The sequence below is a fragment of the Wolbachia endosymbiont of Litomosoides brasiliensis genome (assembly GCF_013366805.1).
GTDB lineage: Bacteria > Pseudomonadota > Alphaproteobacteria > Rickettsiales > Anaplasmataceae > Wolbachia.
In genome coordinates this window covers 33,878-52,481 of sequence record NZ_WQMO01000002.1, presented here as the reverse complement: position 1 = coordinate 52,481, position 18,604 = coordinate 33,878, and the positions used below count along the sequence as shown (strand labels likewise).

The window sequence follows — 18,604 nt, the reverse complement described above, 5'->3', positions numbered from 1 at the left end:
GGTGCTAAGCACAATTTGTCATACTGTAATTCTCATCCACGGTGCCTCTAGATCCCGCTAATATATAATTATCACTATTAATAGATCAAATGGGTAACATTGTAGAGTTGTTTAATTGCGGAATGAAAAAAAGAGAGGTTATAAACTTATACACAGACTTTATTACGTAAAATGTTCTGTTTTATATACAACAGAAGTCTCTCGATAAGATTGAACTCAGGTGAGTATAGTTGCTGGTATATAATCTCTATATTTTTGGGTACCTTTAAATTTTTAACTTATACTAATTAGCACAATCCATATAAGAAAAGCTTCTCGTGTTCTTAGATATTGTAATATTTATTCAAGAAATATATTCATATAATCGGCGTTGACATTCAGTGTAAATAAGCTAGAACTCTCTCCATTTCTAGTATTAACTGCACTGTGGAGATAAAAATTTTGTCACCTAATTTTACTTTAATTTATGTTCTAACACCCTTTCTTAAACCACCCTGTCCAACTTTTGAATGTGTGCCAAGTCACAACTCATCAAAGATGAATAACTCTTGTTCAGTATACTTACCAATAGTCTCGTTAAGTTTTTTAAAACTCTTTCTGTCTACTTTCATCTTGTTCATTATGAATTGGTCTTGGTGTAATATACGAAAACTTCATTTTTTGCATATTACGGTGTACTGTAGACTTACTGACATTCAAGCTAAATTTTCCTAGATTTTACCTCACTTCTTTAATAATAATATTAGGTTTTCTTGTATCCATACTTTAATTTATTCAAATCTTCCAAATTTTAGGTGCTTTATCCACGCAGTTAGTGCTGTTCTTGAAATGCAACATATTTTTGCTGTGGCTGTTATACTGTGTTTTTTTTGCTGCACTTACAGCATAGTTTTTTTTGTAACATATGTGTTATTTCATACTTTCTGTAGCGTTTCTTTTGCTAATTTTACGACTCTTTCATCCAATAATTTTGATTTCAACGTCATTTAAATCTTGCTATTTTACTTATTTCAGTATGGCTTCTTTTCCATTATTGTCTATCCGTTTCTTATATAATGGGAATGGTGTTATACAGATATATGCTTGACACTTGAATCCAGGAAATTTAGTTATACATAGGGAAACTTTGCTTATGCTTTAGCTATTGGTTTGAAATTAAGGAATACTTAAGTGGTCATGCTAGAAGAAAAATACAGCTTCAAAGAAGTCGAAAACAAGTGTAATATATTATGGGAAGGCAGTGGAGTCTATAAATGGGATGGTAAAAAGGAGAATACTTTTACTATAGATACACCTCCACCAACGATATCAGGCAAGCTGCACATTGGTCACATATTCAGCTATTGTCACACAGACTTTATTGCAAGATTTCAACGCATGCTTGGAAAGGATGTCTTTTATCCAATTGGGTTTGATGACAATGGTCTTCCTACCGAAAGGTTGGTAGAACGAACCTATAAAACTCGTGCAAGAGAAATTAGCAGAGAAAAATTTATAGAGATGTGCCATAACGTTATCGAAAAATCAAAGCAGGAATTTAAGGAACTATTTAGATCAGTTGGCATTAGTTATGACTGGAGTTTAGTATACCATACAATCAGCAAAGAAACTGTGACGCTTTCTCAAATGTCGTTCATTGATCTATATAATAAGGGATATGCATATAAAAAGATGCAACCTATTCTTTGGGATCCAGTTGATAAAACAGCAATTGCACAAGCAGAAATAGAAGACAAAGTCTGTGAGTCATCTTTAAATACAATAACTTTTTCCACTGAAGAAAATGGGCAGATCGATGTTGCAACTACGCGACCTGAGTTACTTCCGGCATGTGTTGCAGTTTTTTGCCACCCAGAGGATGCACGTTATGCTCATCTGATCGGAAAAACATCTGTAGTACCAATAATAGGAGCAAAAGTTCCAATAATAGCTGATGATAAGGTTAAAATAGATAAAGGCACTGGGCTTGTTATGTGTTGTACATTTGGTGATGAACTTGACATATATTGGCAACAAAAGCATAATTTGCCGATGAAAATTATTATAGATCAGGATGGGAGGATAAATCTAGGTTCAGTGTACGATAGTAATAGATCCCATTGTCAAGGTAATGGAATAACAGAAGAAAGGAGTACTAAGATTACAAAGGAAGGCGCAATTCCACCACATCATGGTATCATTCCAGTATGTGATACTGAAATCTATGATGAAATCAATGGACTAAAGGTTAAAGAAGCAAGAAAGAGAATAATTGAAATTCTAACTGAAAGAGGACTTTTGATAGAAAGCACCAACATTTCTCATTCTGTCAAATGTGCAGAGAGGTCTGGTGCACCACTTGAAATATTGTTTACTTATCAATGGTTTATTAAGACTTTAGATCAAAAAGCTCAGATATTAGATAAAGTAAAAGAATGTAACTGGCATCCAAACACCATGCGTAAGCGTATGGAAGTGTGGATAGAAGGATTAAATTGGAACTGGTGTATTTCAAGGCAACGTTATTTTGGTGTACCATTTCCAGTGTGGTATTCAAAACGTAAAGGCGAAGAAGGCAGGGTTATCCTAGCTGAAGTAGAGGACCTGCCTGTAGATCCATTGAAGGACTTGCCGAAGGGGTATAGTAAGAAGGAGGTAGTTCCAGATCAAGATGTAATGGATACCTGGGCCACAAGTGCAATTACTCCTCAACTGAGTGCGTTGGCAATAAATAATGAGTTTAGCTTGCCAGGTCACCGTTACAACAAGATATTTCCCGCAGATCTGCGCAGCCAGAGCCATGAGATAATAAGAACTTGGGCTTTTTATACGATTTTGAAAGCGTACTACCATGCAAATTCTTTGCCCTGGAAAAATATCATGATTAGTGGCTGGTGCTTGGCTGATGATAAGAAAAAGATGAGTAAATCAAAAGGTAACATAATAACTCCAAAGTTGATACTTGATACATATGGTGCAGATGTGGTGCGTTACTGGACGGCGAACTCAAGTCTTGGAGTTGATACAGTCTACTCTGAAAATACATTAAAAATTGGCAAGCGCCTTGTTACGAAACTTTGGAATGCCGGCAAGTTTGTTTCCAACTTCATAGAAAAGCATCAGGCTGTAAGTGTAAATTCTGTCAGTGAGACAATGGACCAGTGGATATTATCTAAATTATATAAAGTTATAGAAAAAGCAACGAACAACTTATTACAATTTGAATACTGTGAAGCTTTGGGTGCAATAGAAGATTTTTTTTGGAAGGATTTTTGTGACAATTACTTGGAATTAGCAAAAAAACGTGCATATGGAAATACAGTAAGCAGCAAGGCGCACTTAAGTGCGAAACAAAGTTTGACATATGTATTAAATATTATTTTGCGGTTATTTGCACCTTTTCTGCCATATATTACGGAAGAAATATACTACCAACTATATAGCTATAATTCTGTGCATAATCGAGGTAATTGGCCGAATAAGGAAGAGCTTGTCTACGATAAGCATTCTGAAGAAGTGGGAGACAATTTTATACAAATATTAAATCTCGTGAGAAAAATAAAAGCGGGCAATAATGTCTCAGTTAAGCATTTGATAAAAAAGTTAATAATAAAAGCAAATGTACAAGAGGATAAGTTGGATTGGTCTGCACAGAATGATTTACAGACAATCTGCAATGCTGAAATGATAGAATGGAGTGAAAACATACAAGAAGGGCTTACAACTAAAGGTGGAAAGTTTATTGTAAGTATAGGTTCGTATTAATTATTATGTAAAATTAACTTGATCCCTTTAGCATTCATGCTACAAATTTATTTATATTTTCTTGCTTTGGCGCTTGCACTTTCATGTAAAATAATTAGTAGTAGTAATACCAATTCTTATTGTTATACTCATTACTACTGTACGAGGAATGGGTAGATAATAATGGAAAAACATTCTAAAGTAAGTAAAATAGAGAGGTTTAAACAGCATTGTGGATAAAGCACTTAAAATTTAGGAGAGAAGAAAAATTGTTTAATTTCCCTCAATGCTGTGAAAAAACTAGATTGAATCAGAGTCAATTTGAGCAAATTGAAGTAAAGAAATGAGAGTAGAGATCCAGGAAAGTTTTGCTCAAATGTCGGCAAGTCTACAGCACACTGTAATATGCAAAAAATGAAGTTTTCGCATAAATGAATTGCGGGTTGGCACACATTCAAAAGTTGGACGTGGGTGGTTTAAGAAAGGGTGTTAGAACATAGATTAAAGTAAAATTAGGTGGACAAAATTTTTATCTCTACAGTGCAGTTAATCTTAGAAATGGAGAAGGTTCTAGCTTATTTGCATTGAATGTCAGCACCTATTATATGAATGTATTTCTTGAATAAACGTCGTAATGTTTAAGGACACGAGAAGCCTTTCTTATCATAAATTGCACTAATTAACATAAGTTAAAACATTTAAAGTTACCTAAAAATACCGGGATTATATACCCACCACCATACTCACCTGAGTTCAATCCTATTGAGAGACTTTGGCTGTATATAAAACAGAACATTTTGTGTAATTTGGCTTTGGCGCGCAGCACTCTACTTTATTTAACCAAATTAATTGAATTAAACTATAAATCTGTTAAAGTTCATTTTATGAAAGCACCCTTAGCTCAGTTGGATTAGAGCATTTGACTACGGATCAAAAGGTCGGGCGTTCAAGTCGCTCAGGGTGCATAAATTCAATACAGATATGGAAAAACATGAGTGAGATCTAATCCACCTTAATTCCTCAGCATGTAAACTGCTATGTATACCAAGCCCTATTGAGTTCTCAAGTAGCAGGAAACTCTCGCTTCAAGTAGAGGTTTTATAATGATAAATAACGCTCTTTAAACTTCTGCGCAAATTATCGTAGCGCGATAAAAGTGATTGGTGTTATAATAAATCACTTTTTTTTACTCTAATCTCTATCAAAATTGATTCCAATATTTTCTTCTACCCAGATCATTATGGGCTTTTTCTTGCCAAAAAATAATCATTTAATTTTTCCTTTTGTATCAGCAAATTATTTTATCATACAGCTTCTTGATTGTTAAGTCAGGATGCAGTAAATACCTCATTTTTATCAATTGCTGATGGCTGGGTAAAAATCGCAGCGTTCAACATATTCAACCATTCTCCACCATTTCCACCACTTTTTCTTAGCTGCATTTCACTCCATTTCCCTAACATGAGGCTTCTTCAAAGCATCAGTAAGGCTAGAAGTTTGGTTTATCAATGCTCCAATTTGCTCTTTTAAACCTTCATAAGCTACTCTCTCTTTTTCCGTTCGCGTATCTCACTATCAAATTTTTCCAGTTTTTCTTTTATAAGAGTTGCAATTTTGTTAATCGTTGCTCGTTTTTTTTGAAGTTTACTTTCTGTCCCTTTTAATTTGCTGTCGATTGCTTCCTTTGCCGAGTTCGGAAAATTATTGTCATTTGTTTACAAAGCATCAAGAGATGGTGCTTTAAAGGTGTTTGTTAGTCTCTTCTCAGCCTCTCTCACCTTTAAATTTACTATTTTTGTTCTTTTCTGCTCAGTTTTTTATTCTTTCTTACAACAATGTAGAGAAGCTCTAATAATAGAGAGGCAAAAGCGATAGAATTGAAAAGCATCAAAATACAAAAAAATCTTACTCACAATATTATCTAGTTTTTATGTATATGGAAAAGAAAAAAAGGAGCACTATCACTTATTTGAACCATTAACAATAAGAGTTGGTATTACAGAAAACAAAAGATAGACATGAGGCCATAAAACTGAAACAATTTGTTCATTAACCTTCCCAGAGCTACTTAGTATATGTTAATCAGAATGGGTACCAGAGGAAGCAATCTTGCAATTGCTCAAGTTTTAGAAGCAAAGCAAAGGTTGTTGGACTTTTTTCCTAGTTTATCTGTTGAGATCATTAAAATAAAAACTTCCGGTGACAAATATGCAAATGCGAACCTCGCTGAAATAGGAGGTAAGGGACTGTTCATTAAAGAAATTGAGACTGAATTGATTGAGAATAACATAGATATGGCAGTTCATTCGCTAAAGGATGTTCCTGCATTTTTTTCAAAAGATTTAACAATTCCTTGTATTCTAGAAAGGTCAAGTCCATACGATACATTTATTTCTAGTAAGTATAAGAGTCTTAAATCTTTGCCACAGCGAGCCATAATTGCAACTTCCTCAATAAGAAGAAGAGTTCAGTTGCTAAATTTTAGACCAGATTTAAATATAGTGCCGCTACGTGGAAATGTGACAACTAGACTGCAGAATCAAAACTTTGATGGAATAATTCTAGCTGAAGCAGGATTAATAAGGTTAAGAAAAGATTACTTGATTACAGAGGTATTGTCACCGAAAACTATGTTAAGTGCAGTAGGACAGGGGGCAATTTGCATTCAATGTAGAAAAAATGATGTAAAAATTATCGATCTTTTAGAGAAAATTAATAACAATAAATCTTTTATAAGGGTGAGATCAGAACGCAGCTTTATGAAGACAGTAAATGGTTCGTGCTTTACACCACTTGCAGCTCTGGCAAAATATGTGAGTGAAAATGTGCTACATCTTTATTGTATGTTGGCAAACGAAAAAAATATATACTTTACTGAGCGTACCTCATTTATAGAAGATGCAGAAAAAATTGGTATGGATGCAGGACTGGAATTGAAATCAAAATGCCTATAAGCTTGCCGGAAGTGCATGGAATCTATCGTTATAATGTTCTAATGTCTAAAATAACATGGTTAAATGTTGGTGGACAAGCTGATGTGTTATTTAAACCACGCGACATTGAGGATTTAACATTTTTAATCAAAAATACTGAATTGCCAATTAGCGTTATCGGTGCGACATCCAACATAATAGTGCGTGATGGTGGCATCCGAGGAATAACGGTAAAATTAGGTAAGGAGTTCGCATATATTAAATACAAAAGTAATAACTCTATCGTTGCAGGTGGTGCTGCGTCACTCATCAACCTCGCTTACTTTGCAGGAGAGCAGCAAATTAGTGGGTTTGAGTTTCTAGTTGGAATTCCAGGAACAGTTGGTGGTGGAATAGAAATGAATGCAGGTGCATATTGTAGTGATATTGCAAGCGTTGTTCAATCCATAAAGGCGGTGAATCTAAGTGATGGAAATCTATATGAATTCTCCAGCAAAGAAATGGGTTATGTTTATCGTGGACACAGCTTAAAAGGGCAGTGGATTTTTATTGAAGCTGAGTTTAAAGGGGTAAGTTCAGGGCATGAGGTTATATTACATAGGTTAAAAGAAATTATCGATAAAAAAAACAAAAGCCAACCAGTGAGAGGAAAAACTGCTGGGTGTATATTCAAAAATCCAAGATACTGCCAGGCGTGGAAACTGATTGATGGATCTGGTTGTCGAGGATTAAATAATGGTGGAGCTAAAATTTCCAAGAAACATTGTAATTTTTTACTTAATTATAATAATGCAACTGCGTCTGACTTGGAAAACCTTGGCAACAAGGTAAGAGATGCAGTGAAAAACAAATTTAACATTGAACTTGAGTGGGAAATAAGGGTCTTGGGTATCCATTAGGCAGTTTTTTATAGCTACTGTATTTTCTAGCTGTTTAACGCTATCTGTCTTAATTTCTAAAATGTTCTTTATAAAATAGCCCTGTCTTTTTTCATGCGTATATTTAATACTAATTCCCATTATAAAAAGAACTGATAGGTAATAATGGAAAAGAAGCCTTACTGGGGTAAGTAAAATAGCGAGGTTTAAGTAGCGTTTTGAAAATCAAAATTATTAGATGAAAAAGCCGTAGAATCAGCAAAAAAATGCTAAAAAAAGTGCAAAAAACTAAACGCTGTAATTGTAGCAAAAAAGCGTAGTATAACAGTCGTAGCACAAAGATATGTTGCATTTCAAGATGCATACACTAACTGTATGGATGAAGCACCTAAAATTTAGAAGAGAAGAAAAATTGTTTCTCCTTCTCAATATCGTGGAAAAGCTAGATTTGAATCTCAGAGCCAATTTGAACAAGCCGAGTATGGATGCAAGGAAACCATAGCATTACCATTAAAGAAATGAGAATTAGAATCCAGGAAAAATTTGGCTTGAATGTCAGCAGATCTGCCACTCAAAAATTAGACATGAGTAGATCAAAAAAGGCATTAGAACACAGGTTAAAGTAAAATTAGATTGTATGAATACATGTCTTGAACAAATGCTGCAATATTTAAGAACACGAGAAACCTTATTATATTACTACCCACCATACTCACCCGAGCTCAATCCTAGCCTGAGAGCGTTCTGTGCAAATTTATTCTCTCTTTCTCACTCTACAATTAAACAACTCTGCAACGTCACTTTATTTGACCTATTAGCAATGAAAACCTGTGTTAGCATAATTGCCACCTTAAAATATACCAACATAACACAAGATTGCTTTTGAATCAACAGTTGAAACTGGTTTATAGACCTATACCTCCAGGAATCACCACTAACCTAACTATAATACACATAATTAAAGCCATTGCAACTTGAACATTTATAATCCCACCGTTCTAGTTCTTTGTTACAATTCCTACACTTCCAGCACGGATCAGGCAAAGCTTCTGAGCCCATCTTGTTCAACCAATGAATTATTTGATCTTGCTCTTGTAACAGAACCTTGAGCTGTACCATAATAAGGTAGATTGACATATAATTAGCTTTTTTTATAGCAGTATTTAGATGTTGACTTGCAAGATCGTATTTACCTGAACTAATTAAGGATGAAGCAAGTAAACAATAACTAAAATAATAATCGGGGCGTAGGTTATATAGCCTTTCAGCACCTTCACTATTTAAACTGATGTAAATTTTGGCTGATTGAGGAGTAGGGTTTACTATATACTCTGCCTCTAGTACTGCAGAAGCTTTTCTGATCTTTCCAAGTCTAATATATAACTCTGCCTTTAAATAATTGATAGGTTGAAAAGTTGCACAATAACCTTGTGCTCTAAATAAAGACTTCACAGCCTCTTTAAAGTTTCCTTTCCTTTCATATTGTTTTGCCAAAGCACAATAAAAAACTGCAAACATCTTTTTATGGTCAAAGGGAAGAAAAACGTTGAACTTGATAGCTTCCTTTAATCTAGAAATTGCGTTGACCCAATCTTCTTGCAATGTACAGTGTTCTATTTGAAAGGGAATAGATAGAATTTTGTCATTAACTGAGCTAGAGCAATACTCTATGAATTTTTGAAAGATTGTTCTTTCCTGTTTGAGGTGGGCAATCAGCTTATTGGCTAAGAGTAGAGCTAAGTTACGATTTTTATTTGCAATATCCGTTAAACCATCACTGAAAAAGCTATAATTCCCTGTCTTACCTGAGTTGAAAATCTTTATTAGAGATAACCTATCGTTTTCCTCATTTAGACTTTTAACTAGCTTGTGGGCATTTTCTATATTGTCCAAGTCTACGCTAAAAAAGGCTTCAAAAAGAAGCAATTCTTCTCTATCTCTTTTTCTGCTTTTTATATTGGCAAACGTTGATGAAATGGAAGAAAAAAAGTGTGCAAGTGTAACTAATAAAAACAATAAAACTATACAAGCAAAAATAATGAAATATAGATCAACACTTATAATATAACTGCCTAGCTCTAACTTTACTACTTCACCACTCATCTTGGCCCATATGCCAAATAAAAATGAGAGAACGAAAACTATAAAACAAATCATGAGATATATTGTAATAGGTGATAGTATATTATTGAAATATTCTTGGAAGCTACAATAAAACCATTCAATTTATTAAGCCACAGTTTGAATTCTGGATTTGTTAAACTGCTTACTGTAGCGGTCACACTTTGCCAATCATTATCGTTTACTGACTCCTCAATTTCCGTGAATTTTGCTCTTAACGGGTCATTTTTAACTCGTATTTTTACCCAATTTGAAATGATTTTTTGAAACAGTGTGCCTTTGTTGTAGTTAATAATAGCAATAGTTTTTTCAAAAGACAAACTCAATTCATGTAAAGTATCTATCTCTTTTAAACCTTCCAATTCATTTACTGCATTCTCTATCTCTGGATCGTCAAGTTCTAATATTAAAGGTTTTATTGAATTTATATGATTATTAAATTTTGCTTCTTGCAACAATGAATTCTTCATCTTCACCACAAGTAACAGTAATTTTGCAAGATTCTTATACCTTGTACTACCATCACCTATTTGCTCACATTGAGTGAGCAAACTTCTTTTAAAATCAAATATCTTTTTTTCTATTTTTGACTGATTAATTTCAAGCAACATCCTAAGCTCATCTATGTTCCCCATCAAAACCTTTATTTTGTTCTCACCCTCCTGTTGATTTGCTTTTAAAAACACTATGTTATTTATTGTAATATAACTAGCAAATAATAGTACAATCAAGAACCAGCCTATGCATTTTTGCTGAGTATTATTCATAACGTAATATCTCCGCAGGGTCTTGCATAGCTGCCTGTAATGCAGGAGCAACTGCTGCTAGAAATGATAAGAATAATGTAAGTGCAGAAATATTCACTATGTCTTGAGGGACTAATATTATTGGTAAATTTGAAAAAAAGTATATCATAGGATCAAGTAGCTTGACGTTAGTAATGCTTTCTAAAAATATTCTGATATTTTCAATATTGAGGGAAAAAACAACACCTATAATACAACCAAGGCAAGTTCCTGTAAAACCAATTAGCAACCCACAAATACAAAATATGCGCATAATACTTCCACTTGTTGCACCAAATGTGCGCATAATTGCAATCGCAGATTTTTTGTCTTGTACTATCATCATTAGATTCGAGGCAATATTGAATGCCGCCACAATTATAATCAAAGTAAGAATTAAAAACATCACATTCTTTTCAGTTTCCAAAGCATTGAAATAGTGGCTTTGTTGCAATTGCCAACTTTTAGCTTCTATTCCTGTTTCTTTTTCTATAGTACTTGCTAGCTTATCAGCTTTAGCAACGTCGTCCACAAATATCTCTATGTTTCTTACATTATCTCTATAGTTAAAAAAGGCCTGTGCCGACTTTATGGGCATGTATATCAAAGTATTATCATACTCAAACATACCCATGTCAAATATGGCTACGACTTCATATTCTTTCATCCTTAGCATCTCACCAAACAATGCATCAAATCCCTCAGGTGATATAAGCATAATTTTTCCTCCATAACCAACTTCTAATACTTCCGCTAAGCGTGCTCCTATTATTACTCCTTTATCGAATTTTTTCACATCACCTATAATTATACTATTTTTAACAGTAGTGTTATTGAGCAAGTCTTTAGCTGATACACCTCGCACTACAGCACCAACAATTCCGCCATTTGCTGTAATAATAACTTGATCATTGGTCATAGGAGTTGCTTTTAATACACCTGGAATTTTCCCAACAGATTCTAATACTGCATGGTAATCTGAATTTATGTTGCTATCAAAATAAACATTGATATGTCCATCAATGCCAAGTATCGAGTCAAGCAACTTTATTCTAAACCCATTCATTACAGACATCACCACTATTAACGTTGCAACTCCAAGAGCAATACCAACAATAGAGAATAAAGTCATTACAGAGCAAAATTTAGCACTCTTCGCTTGCAAATAGCGAATAGCCACAGTAATTTCAAAGACAATAGACATTACTTGAGGTTGGACATTGTATTTTAAAGATTCATATAATCGAAGACTTCTCCTTAACTTATAAAAACTAGGTTGTCTTTAATTTAGCAAGCCTATAGGATATATTCAACACTTTAGCATTATAATCTTCCATGTACATCATCTAATTTAATACTAATTCTCACTGCATAAGGGACGGGTAGACAATAATAGAAAAGAGACCATACTGAAGTCAGTGAAATAGCAAGGTTTAAATGATACCACAAATCAAAATTATTGGATGAAAAAGTCATGGAATCAGCAAAAGAAATGCTGGAGAAAGTGTAAGATGACGCAATGTTATAAAAAAATTAAACGCTGTAATCGCAGCAAAAAAGCACAGTATAACAGCCATAGCAAAAATATGTTCGCATTTTAAGAACAGCACTAACTGCATAAATAAAGCACTAAAACTTAGAAGAAAAGGGGGAGATCGTTTACTCCCTTCTCAACATCGTAGAAAAATTAATTAGACAAGTCTTGTATGTATAAGAAAACTCTAATATTACTATTAAAGAAATGAGAATAAGAATCTAGGAAAGATTTGGCTTTAATATATGCAAAAATGAAATTTTCGTATATTGCATCAAGACCAATTCACAATGGACAAGATAAAGGTAGAGGGGAAGAGCTTAAAAAAAATTAACGAGACTATTGGTAAGAGTTATTCTTCTTTGATGAAAAGCAAAATTAGGCAGAAAAATTTTTATCTCCACAGCGGAGTTAATCCTATTTACACCGAATGTCAACACCGGTTGTATAAATATATTTCTTGAACAAATTTTGCAATATTTGTATATAAAATAGAACATTCTGCGTAATAAAGTCCATAATACGATTGCTTTTCTTGAGAGCACTTTGTGCAAATTTATTACTTCTCTTTCTCACTCCACAATTAAACAACTTTACAATTTCATTTATTTGACCCACTAATAATGAGAATTAGTATAACTTTATAAGTTCCCTTTATTTTTATGAAGGTCACAGTCTAAAGACCTTGCTTTATCAATATAACGAAACAAGGTCCTTTTAGTGAATTCAAAATCTTCTAGGGTATTTCCTTCACACCTTGCTGTAATGCAGTCTTGTGTATTTGACACCCTAAGGAGCCACCAGCCTTTATTGTCATTACCGGTTACCTTAATACCGTCAAGATCTGAAAACGCAATATTTTGCTGCTCCAGTGTTTTCTTTATTGACTCAATTATTTGAAATCTTTTTTCATCTTTAACCATAATCTTTATTTCATGGGTAATATATAGCTTTGGTAAGTCCTTAACTATCTGAGATAGACTTTGGCTTCGCCTAAGTAAAATGTCAATGGCCTTAATAGCAGAATATAGTCCATCATCAAAACCTAGCTCAGAGAAGAAAAAATGCCCACTTAACTCACCAGCAAATTTTGCTCCTTCTTCCATCATTTTTTTCTTAACTAGCGAGTGCCCAGTAGCACAAGTAACCACTTGTCCCCCTAATTTACTGACAAAATCATGCACTTTCATACTCATTTTTACGTTGGCAATAACTTTGCTGCGTGGATATTCCTCTAATACTTCACGCACAAGAATCATAAATAAATGATCATTGGAAACAATGTTGCCCTTATCATCAATTAAGCGCACCCTATCACTATCACCATCAAGTGCAATACCTAGATTACATTTGTCTTGCTTTACAATATCAATAAGTTGAACAAGATTTTTTTCTTCTATGGGATCTGGGTTATGTAATGGAAATGCTCCATCTATAGAATTATTGATTATGATATGAGTATGACCTGGCAAGACTGCTTCAATATACCTTAAGATTCCACTTGCTGGGCTATTTCCACAATCCCAGGCTATCTTTAATTTTTGTGTAGAATTGTTCTTTACCGCACTTTTTAATATGTGAATGTATTGACTATATATATTTATGTTAATTAAGCTTCCAATTTTTGTACTGTTTTTAATCGCACTGCTTATAATTTCCTTTGTTTCTTGATCTGAGTAAACTTTTTCACTACTGAAAAATTTAAAGCCATTATAGTTGCTTGGGTTGTGGGAGGCGGTTACTATAATGCCAAGATCTGCCTGCGTGATTTGAGTTGCAGCGTAGAGCATGGGTGAAGAGCATAGTCCAATGCGTATGACATTTGCTCCGGATAGAGTTAAGCCCCTAGTTAATTCTTTTTCTATACCTGGTGAATCTATTCTGCTGTCATAGCCTACGCAAACACTAGCCACGGTCTGGCCAAATTTTCTGCCTATTTCGTATCCATCACTAATCTGCAGATCTTTGCCTACCACACCCCTAATATCGTATTTTCTTATAATGGTATCATCCATACTATACCGCTCAGAGTAATTACTATATAACATTACAGACAAGTGCTCAAGTTTCTTCTTTATTTACTCGTACAATTAGTTGATTTTTAAGTTAAAGATATTTCTATTTTATAATATCCTCTAGAAATGTAAAATTATGCCGAGAAGAACGGAAATTCATCTATGTCCAGGGAAAATGAAAACGTATCTGTTGAAGGTCAGGGTTGATGTAATGAACGAAAGAAAAATAATATTTTAAGTCTCATTCAATCTAATACCAATTACCACTGTACAAAGAACGGATAGGCAATAATAGGAAAGGAGCTACACTAAAGTAAGTAAAATAGCGAATTTTAAATGACATTAAAATCAAAATTATTGGATAAAAAAGTCGTGTGATCAGCAAAAGAAATGCTGAAGGAAGTGCAGAGTAACGTATATGTTGCAAAATGGATGGAGCACCTAAAATTTAAAAAGAAGAAAAATTGTTTGTTTCCCTTCAACATCGTAGAAAGACTAGATTGAATCATAGTCAATTCGAATGAGTTGAGCATGATATAAGAAAACCAGAACATTACATTAAAGAAATGAGAATAAGAATCCAGGAAAAATTTGGCTTGAATGTCAGTAAGTTTACAGCAAAAGGACGTTGGAATACAAGTTAAAGCAAAATTAGTTTGCACGGAGAGGAGCGTTTCTTGTCATGTGTTGTGCTAGTTAGCATAAGTCAAAAAATTTAAAGGTACCTAAGAATATCAAGATTATATACCTCTACCATACTCACCTGAGCCCAATCCTATTGAGAGTACTTTAATTGTATACAAAACAGAGCATTTTGCGTAATAAAGTCTATAATACAATTGATTTGCTTGAGAGTGCTTTATGCAAATTTATTGCCCATCCTTCTCACTCTGCAATTAAACAACTTTACAATGCCACTTATTTGACTCACTAATAATGAGAATTAGTATTGCCAATAGTCTCATTAATTTCTTTTAACTCTTTCTGTATATCTTATTTTCTGCACATTACTGTAGACTTGCTAACATTTAAGCTAAATTTTTCCTGGATTCTTATTCTCATTTTTTAATGCAATATTCGGGTCCCCTTATCATATTTTAACTTGTTCAAACTGACTATGATTCAATCTAGTTTTTTTACAATGTTAAAGGGGAATAAACAATTTTTCTTCTTTTTAAATTTTAGGTGCTCTATCCATTTTGCAACATATACGTTACTCTGCACTTCCTTCAGCATTTCTTTTGCTGATCACATGACTTTTTCATCCAATAATTTTGATTTTAATGCCATTTAAACCTTGCTATTTTACTTACTTCAGTAAGGTATATATAAATATTTAAAAAATGTAAATCTTGCTTACATCAACAAAACATGAAGTCACTATTCATTACAAAATTAGCAAAGATTCTGGTTTACTTAAAGTAAGTTAATTGCTACTCTTTAAAGCAAAATGTTTACTATAGAACCATATGCTTAGGTTTTTTTTTGGAGTTTTATCTACACTAGTGTTTTTGGTTTTTAGCTTTTTTACTGTGCAAGATGCTGAAGCTAAATCTAAAGTGAAGTTTAGTAAAAAATATAGACCTCTTGGTAATCCTGGTGGTACAAACTTTCATGAAGATGAGGATTTCGCTGAGTCATATAAACTATATGAAAAGCGTAGGGAGCTTCTAAAGAAAAAAAAGTCACAGGGTCGAACTAATATTAACATAAACAAAGAAAAACTGGCCAAGAAGCTAAAAGAAAAAAAAATTTCTCACTTTGATAGCGAGCTGAGTAATACAGAAGTTTGCGTAATCAACGATGAAGAGGATGCTATGGTAAATCAACATGGCATCAACATTGCACGTTTAAAAGGTGCTGTATTCATAGATCAAGGACCAACTTCTCAACGTGAGGATGAGCAACATGAAGGTGAACGACAAGAAGGAAAAGAAGCCACTTCAACGCAGGAGAAAAAAGCTTCTCCTATAAGTGTTACTATAAAAAATGCTCCATCAAAAAGAACTTATTCACATGATTCCATTGCCGACTTAAATAACGTTAGTTCAAACGACTCGGATTTGCTTGGAAGTGTAGCTGATGCAGCAAATTAATAACATGTTGAATGGAGATCTGGTAGATTATGACTTGAGTAATGAAGTATGTGAATTATTACCTGCTCCTCGGCATAAGACTTATGTTGTAAAAGTCGGACAAGTAAAGATAGGTGGAAATAATCCTATAGTTGTACAATCTATGGCACTTGGTGTACACATAGGTTCTGATGATGTAAAAAGCAGTGCTAAGCAATATGCAAAAGAAATAATAGAATTAGCACGTTCAGGTTCAGAGCTGGTGCGGATTGCTTTAAACTCAGAGGAAGTAGCAAGAGCAATACCTTATATAGTAGAAGAGATAAATAAAGAAGGCTTCGACGGCAAGATATTGGTAGGCTGTGGGCAGTATGAGCTAGATAAGTTAGTTCGAGATTACCCAGACAACATCAAAATACTAGGTAAGGTTAGAATCAATCCAGGCAATATAGGCTTTGGCAACAAACGTGATGAAAAGTTTGAAAGGGTTATAGAGTATGCAATAACGCATAATATCCCGGTTAGGATTGGGGTAAATTGGGGTAGTCTTGATAAATACCTTTCACAAAAATTGATGGATGAAAATTCTTTATCCAGTAATCCAAAATCTTCTAACGTTATATTGCGCAAGGCACTTGTAATGTCAGCTCTCAATAGTGCACAAAAAGCTGAAGAAATTGGCCTCAGTTCAGATAAAATAGTTATTTCGTGTAAAGTCAGTAGAGTGCAAGATTTGATTTCAGTTTATACGGCTCTTGCAAAATCTTCTAATTATGCCTTGCATTTGGGTTTAACTGAAGCTGGTATGGGCAACAAAGGCATGATAAATACCACAGCAGGGCTTACTTACTTACTACAAAATGGCATTGGAGATACGATACGGGCTTCATTAACTCAACGTCCTGGTGAATCACGAGTTAATGAAGTAACAGTGTGTCAAGAAATACTGCAGTCCATAGGCTTGCGTCACTTTAATCCTCAAGTTAATTCGTGTCCAGGTTGTGGACGTACAAATAGTGATCGTTTTCGTATATTGACCGAAAAAGTAAATGATTATATAAAAATTCGTATGCCGGTATGGAAGAAAAAAAATCCAGGTGTAGAGCATATGAACATCGCTGTCATGGGTTGTATCGTAAATGGCCCCGGAGAAAGCAAACATGCTAATTTAGGAATTAGCTTACATGGATATGGAGAAAAGCCCATTTCAGCGGTTTATAAAGATGGGAAGTATTTTAAAACTCTACAGGGTAATAACATCTTTGAAGAATTTAAGGTAATTATCGATGACTATGTGAAGGAGCATTACACATAAAATTGATGATACACAAAAATTGTGCTTTAAGAGCAATTTTCATAGCTAGCAGTATTATTTCAGTGTCAAGCACATATCTGTATGAACATTAGATTTGAGAAAGGTCTCTATTTTCTCCTCAAACCGTGCAAGATGTTAGCTGAGTTGCGCCTTATTTAACCCATCCCATTCTACAATTTTTACTATTCAACTGCTCCCTATCGCTCCACTGACTCGTCTTTTGTCTTATGCCAATTCCCACTACTATGTTGCAAAAAAAACTAAATGCCGTAATCGCAGAAAAAAGCACAGTATAACAGTCGTAACAAAAATATAAAGCACCTAAAATTTAAAAGAGGAGAAAATTTTTGTTCCCCCTTAACACCTTAGAAAAACTAGATTGAATCAGAATCAAGATGAATAAGATAAAGGTATACAGGAGAAGAGTTTGAAGAAAACTTAATAAGGCTGTCGGTGAGTATCCTGGCCAATAACAAGAGTTATTTTTCTTTGATGAATCATAAGTTTAACACATTCAAAAGTTGGATACGGGTGATTTAAAAAGGGTGTTAGAACACAGGTTAAAGTAAAATTAGATAGACAAAATTTTTATCTCTATAGTGCAATCTCTTCTAGAGATGGAAAGGATTTTAGCTTATTTGTATCAAATATCAACACTGATTGTATGAATATATTTCTTGGACAAATATTACAATATTTAAGAACACGAGAAGCCTTTCTTGTTATAGATTATGCTAGTTGATATAAGTCAAAAAATTTAAAGGTACCTAAAAATATTAGATTATATACCTGCTACCAATTCACTTGAGCTCAATCCTGTCGGGAAACTTTGGTTGTATATAAATAGAACATTCTGCGTAACAAAACCTATAATAAAATTGCTTTGCGTGAGAGCACTTTGTACAAATTTATTACCTCTCTTTCTTACGCCACAATGTTACCTATTTAATCTACCAACAACGAGAATTAGTATTACCAATAGCCTCGTTAAGTTTTTTTTTAACTCTTCTCCTGTATACTTTTATCTTGTTCATCATAAATTGGTCTTGGCGTAATAAAAGTGTACTGTAGACTTGCTAACATTCAAGCTAAATTTTTCCTGTGTTCTTATTTTCATTTCTTTAATGGTAAATATTAGGGTTTTCTTGTATCATACCCAACTTGTTCAAATTGACGATGTTGAGGGGGAGCGAAAATTTTTCCCCTCTAGTTTTTTTGTAACATA

The 18,604-nt window shown here is 33.8% G+C and carries 14 protein-coding genes and 1 tRNA gene; 8 read left to right on the top strand and 7 right to left on the bottom strand.

The window, feature by feature from the left end; genetic code table 11:
- Nucleotides 1-585: 585 nt before the first annotated feature.
- Nucleotides 586-699, bottom strand: a complete 114-nt coding sequence (locus GO684_RS00775; RefSeq protein ID WP_175938165.1) for a winged helix-turn-helix domain-containing protein — start codon at nucleotides 697-699, stop codon at nucleotides 586-588.
- A 477-nt stretch (nucleotides 700-1,176) separates the two neighbouring features.
- On the opposite strand from GO684_RS00775, the gene GO684_RS00770 reads away from it, so the two are divergent.
- The 3 genes from GO684_RS00770 to GO684_RS00760 all read left to right on the top strand — a co-directional run bounded on the left by GO684_RS00770 (nucleotide 1,177) and on the right by GO684_RS00760 (nucleotide 4,688).
- On the top strand, nucleotides 1,177-3,744 hold the full coding sequence (locus GO684_RS00770) for a valine--tRNA ligase (RefSeq protein ID WP_175938164.1): 2,568 nt from the start codon (nucleotides 1,177-1,179) through the stop codon (nucleotides 3,742-3,744).
- A 701-nt stretch (nucleotides 3,745-4,445) separates the two neighbouring features.
- Complete coding sequence (locus GO684_RS05910; protein ID WP_175938191.1) at nucleotides 4,446-4,637, top strand: transposase; 192 nt, start codon at nucleotides 4,446-4,448, stop codon at nucleotides 4,635-4,637.
- Nucleotides 4,614-4,688, top strand: a tRNA-Arg gene (locus tag GO684_RS00760). The genes GO684_RS05910 and GO684_RS00760 overlap by 24 nt, the downstream gene beginning before the upstream one ends.
- 363 nt (nucleotides 4,689-5,051) lie before the next feature.
- Here the strand turns inward: GO684_RS00760 and GO684_RS05465 are convergent.
- Complete coding sequence (locus tag GO684_RS05465; protein WP_255419630.1) at nucleotides 5,052-5,186, bottom strand: hypothetical protein; 135 nt, start codon at nucleotides 5,184-5,186, stop codon at nucleotides 5,052-5,054.
- A 612-nt stretch (nucleotides 5,187-5,798) separates the two neighbouring features.
- Between GO684_RS05465 and hemC the strand changes: the two genes are divergently transcribed.
- The 3 genes from hemC to GO684_RS05905 all read left to right on the top strand — a co-directional run bounded on the left by hemC (nucleotide 5,799) and on the right by GO684_RS05905 (nucleotide 8,036).
- Nucleotides 5,799-6,677 carry a hydroxymethylbilane synthase gene (gene hemC / locus GO684_RS00755; protein ID WP_175938163.1) on the top strand — a complete coding sequence of 293 codons (879 nt, stop codon included), beginning with the start codon at nucleotides 5,799-5,801 and terminating at the stop codon, nucleotides 6,675-6,677.
- Nucleotides 6,668-7,555, top strand: a complete 888-nt coding sequence (gene murB / locus GO684_RS00750) for a UDP-N-acetylmuramate dehydrogenase (RefSeq protein WP_175938162.1) — start codon at nucleotides 6,668-6,670, stop codon at nucleotides 7,553-7,555. Before hemC ends, murB begins: the two co-directional genes overlap by 10 nt.
- A gap of 322 nt (nucleotides 7,556-7,877) precedes the next feature.
- The gene (locus GO684_RS05905) at nucleotides 7,878-8,036 is read left to right on the top strand and encodes a hypothetical protein (RefSeq protein WP_410543303.1); all 159 of its coding nucleotides are present in this window, start codon (nucleotides 7,878-7,880) and stop codon (nucleotides 8,034-8,036) included.
- A 437-nt stretch (nucleotides 8,037-8,473) separates the two neighbouring features.
- Here the strand turns inward: GO684_RS05905 and GO684_RS00740 are convergent, their stop codons facing one another.
- The 5 genes from GO684_RS00740 to GO684_RS00720 form a co-directional block, all read right to left on the bottom strand.
- On the bottom strand, nucleotides 8,474-9,691 hold the full coding sequence (locus tag GO684_RS00740) for a heme biosynthesis protein HemY (RefSeq protein ID WP_175938161.1): 1,218 nt from the start codon (nucleotides 9,689-9,691) through the stop codon (nucleotides 8,474-8,476).
- A complete protein-coding gene (locus GO684_RS00735) occupies nucleotides 9,688-10,422 on the bottom strand; it encodes a hypothetical protein (protein WP_175938160.1) in 735 nt (244 codons plus the stop codon). Before GO684_RS00735 ends, GO684_RS00740 begins: the two co-directional genes overlap by 4 nt.
- Nucleotides 10,415-11,644, bottom strand: coding sequence for a lipoprotein-releasing ABC transporter permease subunit (locus tag GO684_RS00730; protein WP_175938159.1), 1,230 nt, complete (start codon nucleotides 11,642-11,644; stop codon nucleotides 10,415-10,417). Before GO684_RS00730 ends, GO684_RS00735 begins: the two co-directional genes overlap by 8 nt.
- Before the next feature lie 747 nt (nucleotides 11,645-12,391).
- A complete protein-coding gene (locus GO684_RS05900; RefSeq protein WP_410543302.1) occupies nucleotides 12,392-12,592 on the bottom strand; it encodes a hypothetical protein in 201 nt (66 codons plus the stop codon).
- Nucleotides 12,593-12,615: 23 nt separating this feature from the next.
- Complete coding sequence (locus tag GO684_RS00720) at nucleotides 12,616-13,989, bottom strand: phosphomannomutase/phosphoglucomutase (protein ID WP_175938158.1); 1,374 nt, start codon at nucleotides 13,987-13,989, stop codon at nucleotides 12,616-12,618.
- 1,469 nt (nucleotides 13,990-15,458) lie between these two features.
- On the opposite strand from GO684_RS00720, the gene GO684_RS00710 reads away from it, so the two are divergent.
- Nucleotides 15,459-16,085, top strand: coding sequence for a TRP75-related protein (locus GO684_RS00710; protein WP_175938157.1), 627 nt, complete (start codon nucleotides 15,459-15,461; stop codon nucleotides 16,083-16,085).
- A 4-nt stretch (nucleotides 16,086-16,089) separates the two neighbouring features.
- Nucleotides 16,090-17,379 carry a flavodoxin-dependent (E)-4-hydroxy-3-methylbut-2-enyl-diphosphate synthase gene (ispG, locus tag GO684_RS00705; protein ID WP_175938190.1) on the top strand — a complete coding sequence of 430 codons (1,290 nt, stop codon included), beginning with the start codon at nucleotides 16,090-16,092 and terminating at the stop codon, nucleotides 17,377-17,379.
- The last annotated feature ends 1,225 nt before the right edge of the window (nucleotides 17,380-18,604 follow it).

Excerpts from the sequence above, each read along its gene's own strand:
- GO684_RS00770 (WP_175938164.1), top strand. The coding sequence starts at position 1,177 with ATGCTAGAAGAAAAATACAGCTTCAAAGAAGTCGAAAACAAGTGTAAT.
- GO684_RS05465 (WP_255419630.1), bottom strand. The coding sequence starts at position 5,186 with ATGTTAGGGAAATGGAGTGAAATGCAGCTAAGAAAAAGTGGTGGAAAT.
- hemC (WP_175938163.1), top strand. The coding sequence starts at position 5,799 with ATGTTAATCAGAATGGGTACCAGAGGAAGCAATCTTGCAATTGCTCAA.
- murB (WP_175938162.1), top strand. The coding sequence starts at position 6,668 with ATGCCTATAAGCTTGCCGGAAGTGCATGGAATCTATCGTTATAATGTT.
- GO684_RS05905 (WP_410543303.1), top strand. The coding sequence starts at position 7,878 with ATGTTGCATTTCAAGATGCATACACTAACTGTATGGATGAAGCACCTA.
- GO684_RS00740 (WP_175938161.1), bottom strand. The coding sequence starts at position 9,691 with ATGATTTGTTTTATAGTTTTCGTTCTCTCATTTTTATTTGGCATATGG.
- GO684_RS00735 (WP_175938160.1), bottom strand. The coding sequence starts at position 10,422 with ATGAATAATACTCAGCAAAAATGCATAGGCTGGTTCTTGATTGTACTA.
- GO684_RS00730 (WP_175938159.1), bottom strand. The coding sequence starts at position 11,644 with ATGTCTATTGTCTTTGAAATTACTGTGGCTATTCGCTATTTGCAAGCG.
- GO684_RS00720 (WP_175938158.1), bottom strand. The coding sequence starts at position 13,989 with ATGGATGATACCATTATAAGAAAATACGATATTAGGGGTGTGGTAGGC.
- GO684_RS00710 (WP_175938157.1), top strand. The coding sequence starts at position 15,459 with ATGCTTAGGTTTTTTTTTGGAGTTTTATCTACACTAGTGTTTTTGGTT.
- ispG (WP_175938190.1), top strand. The coding sequence starts at position 16,090 with ATGTTGAATGGAGATCTGGTAGATTATGACTTGAGTAATGAAGTATGT.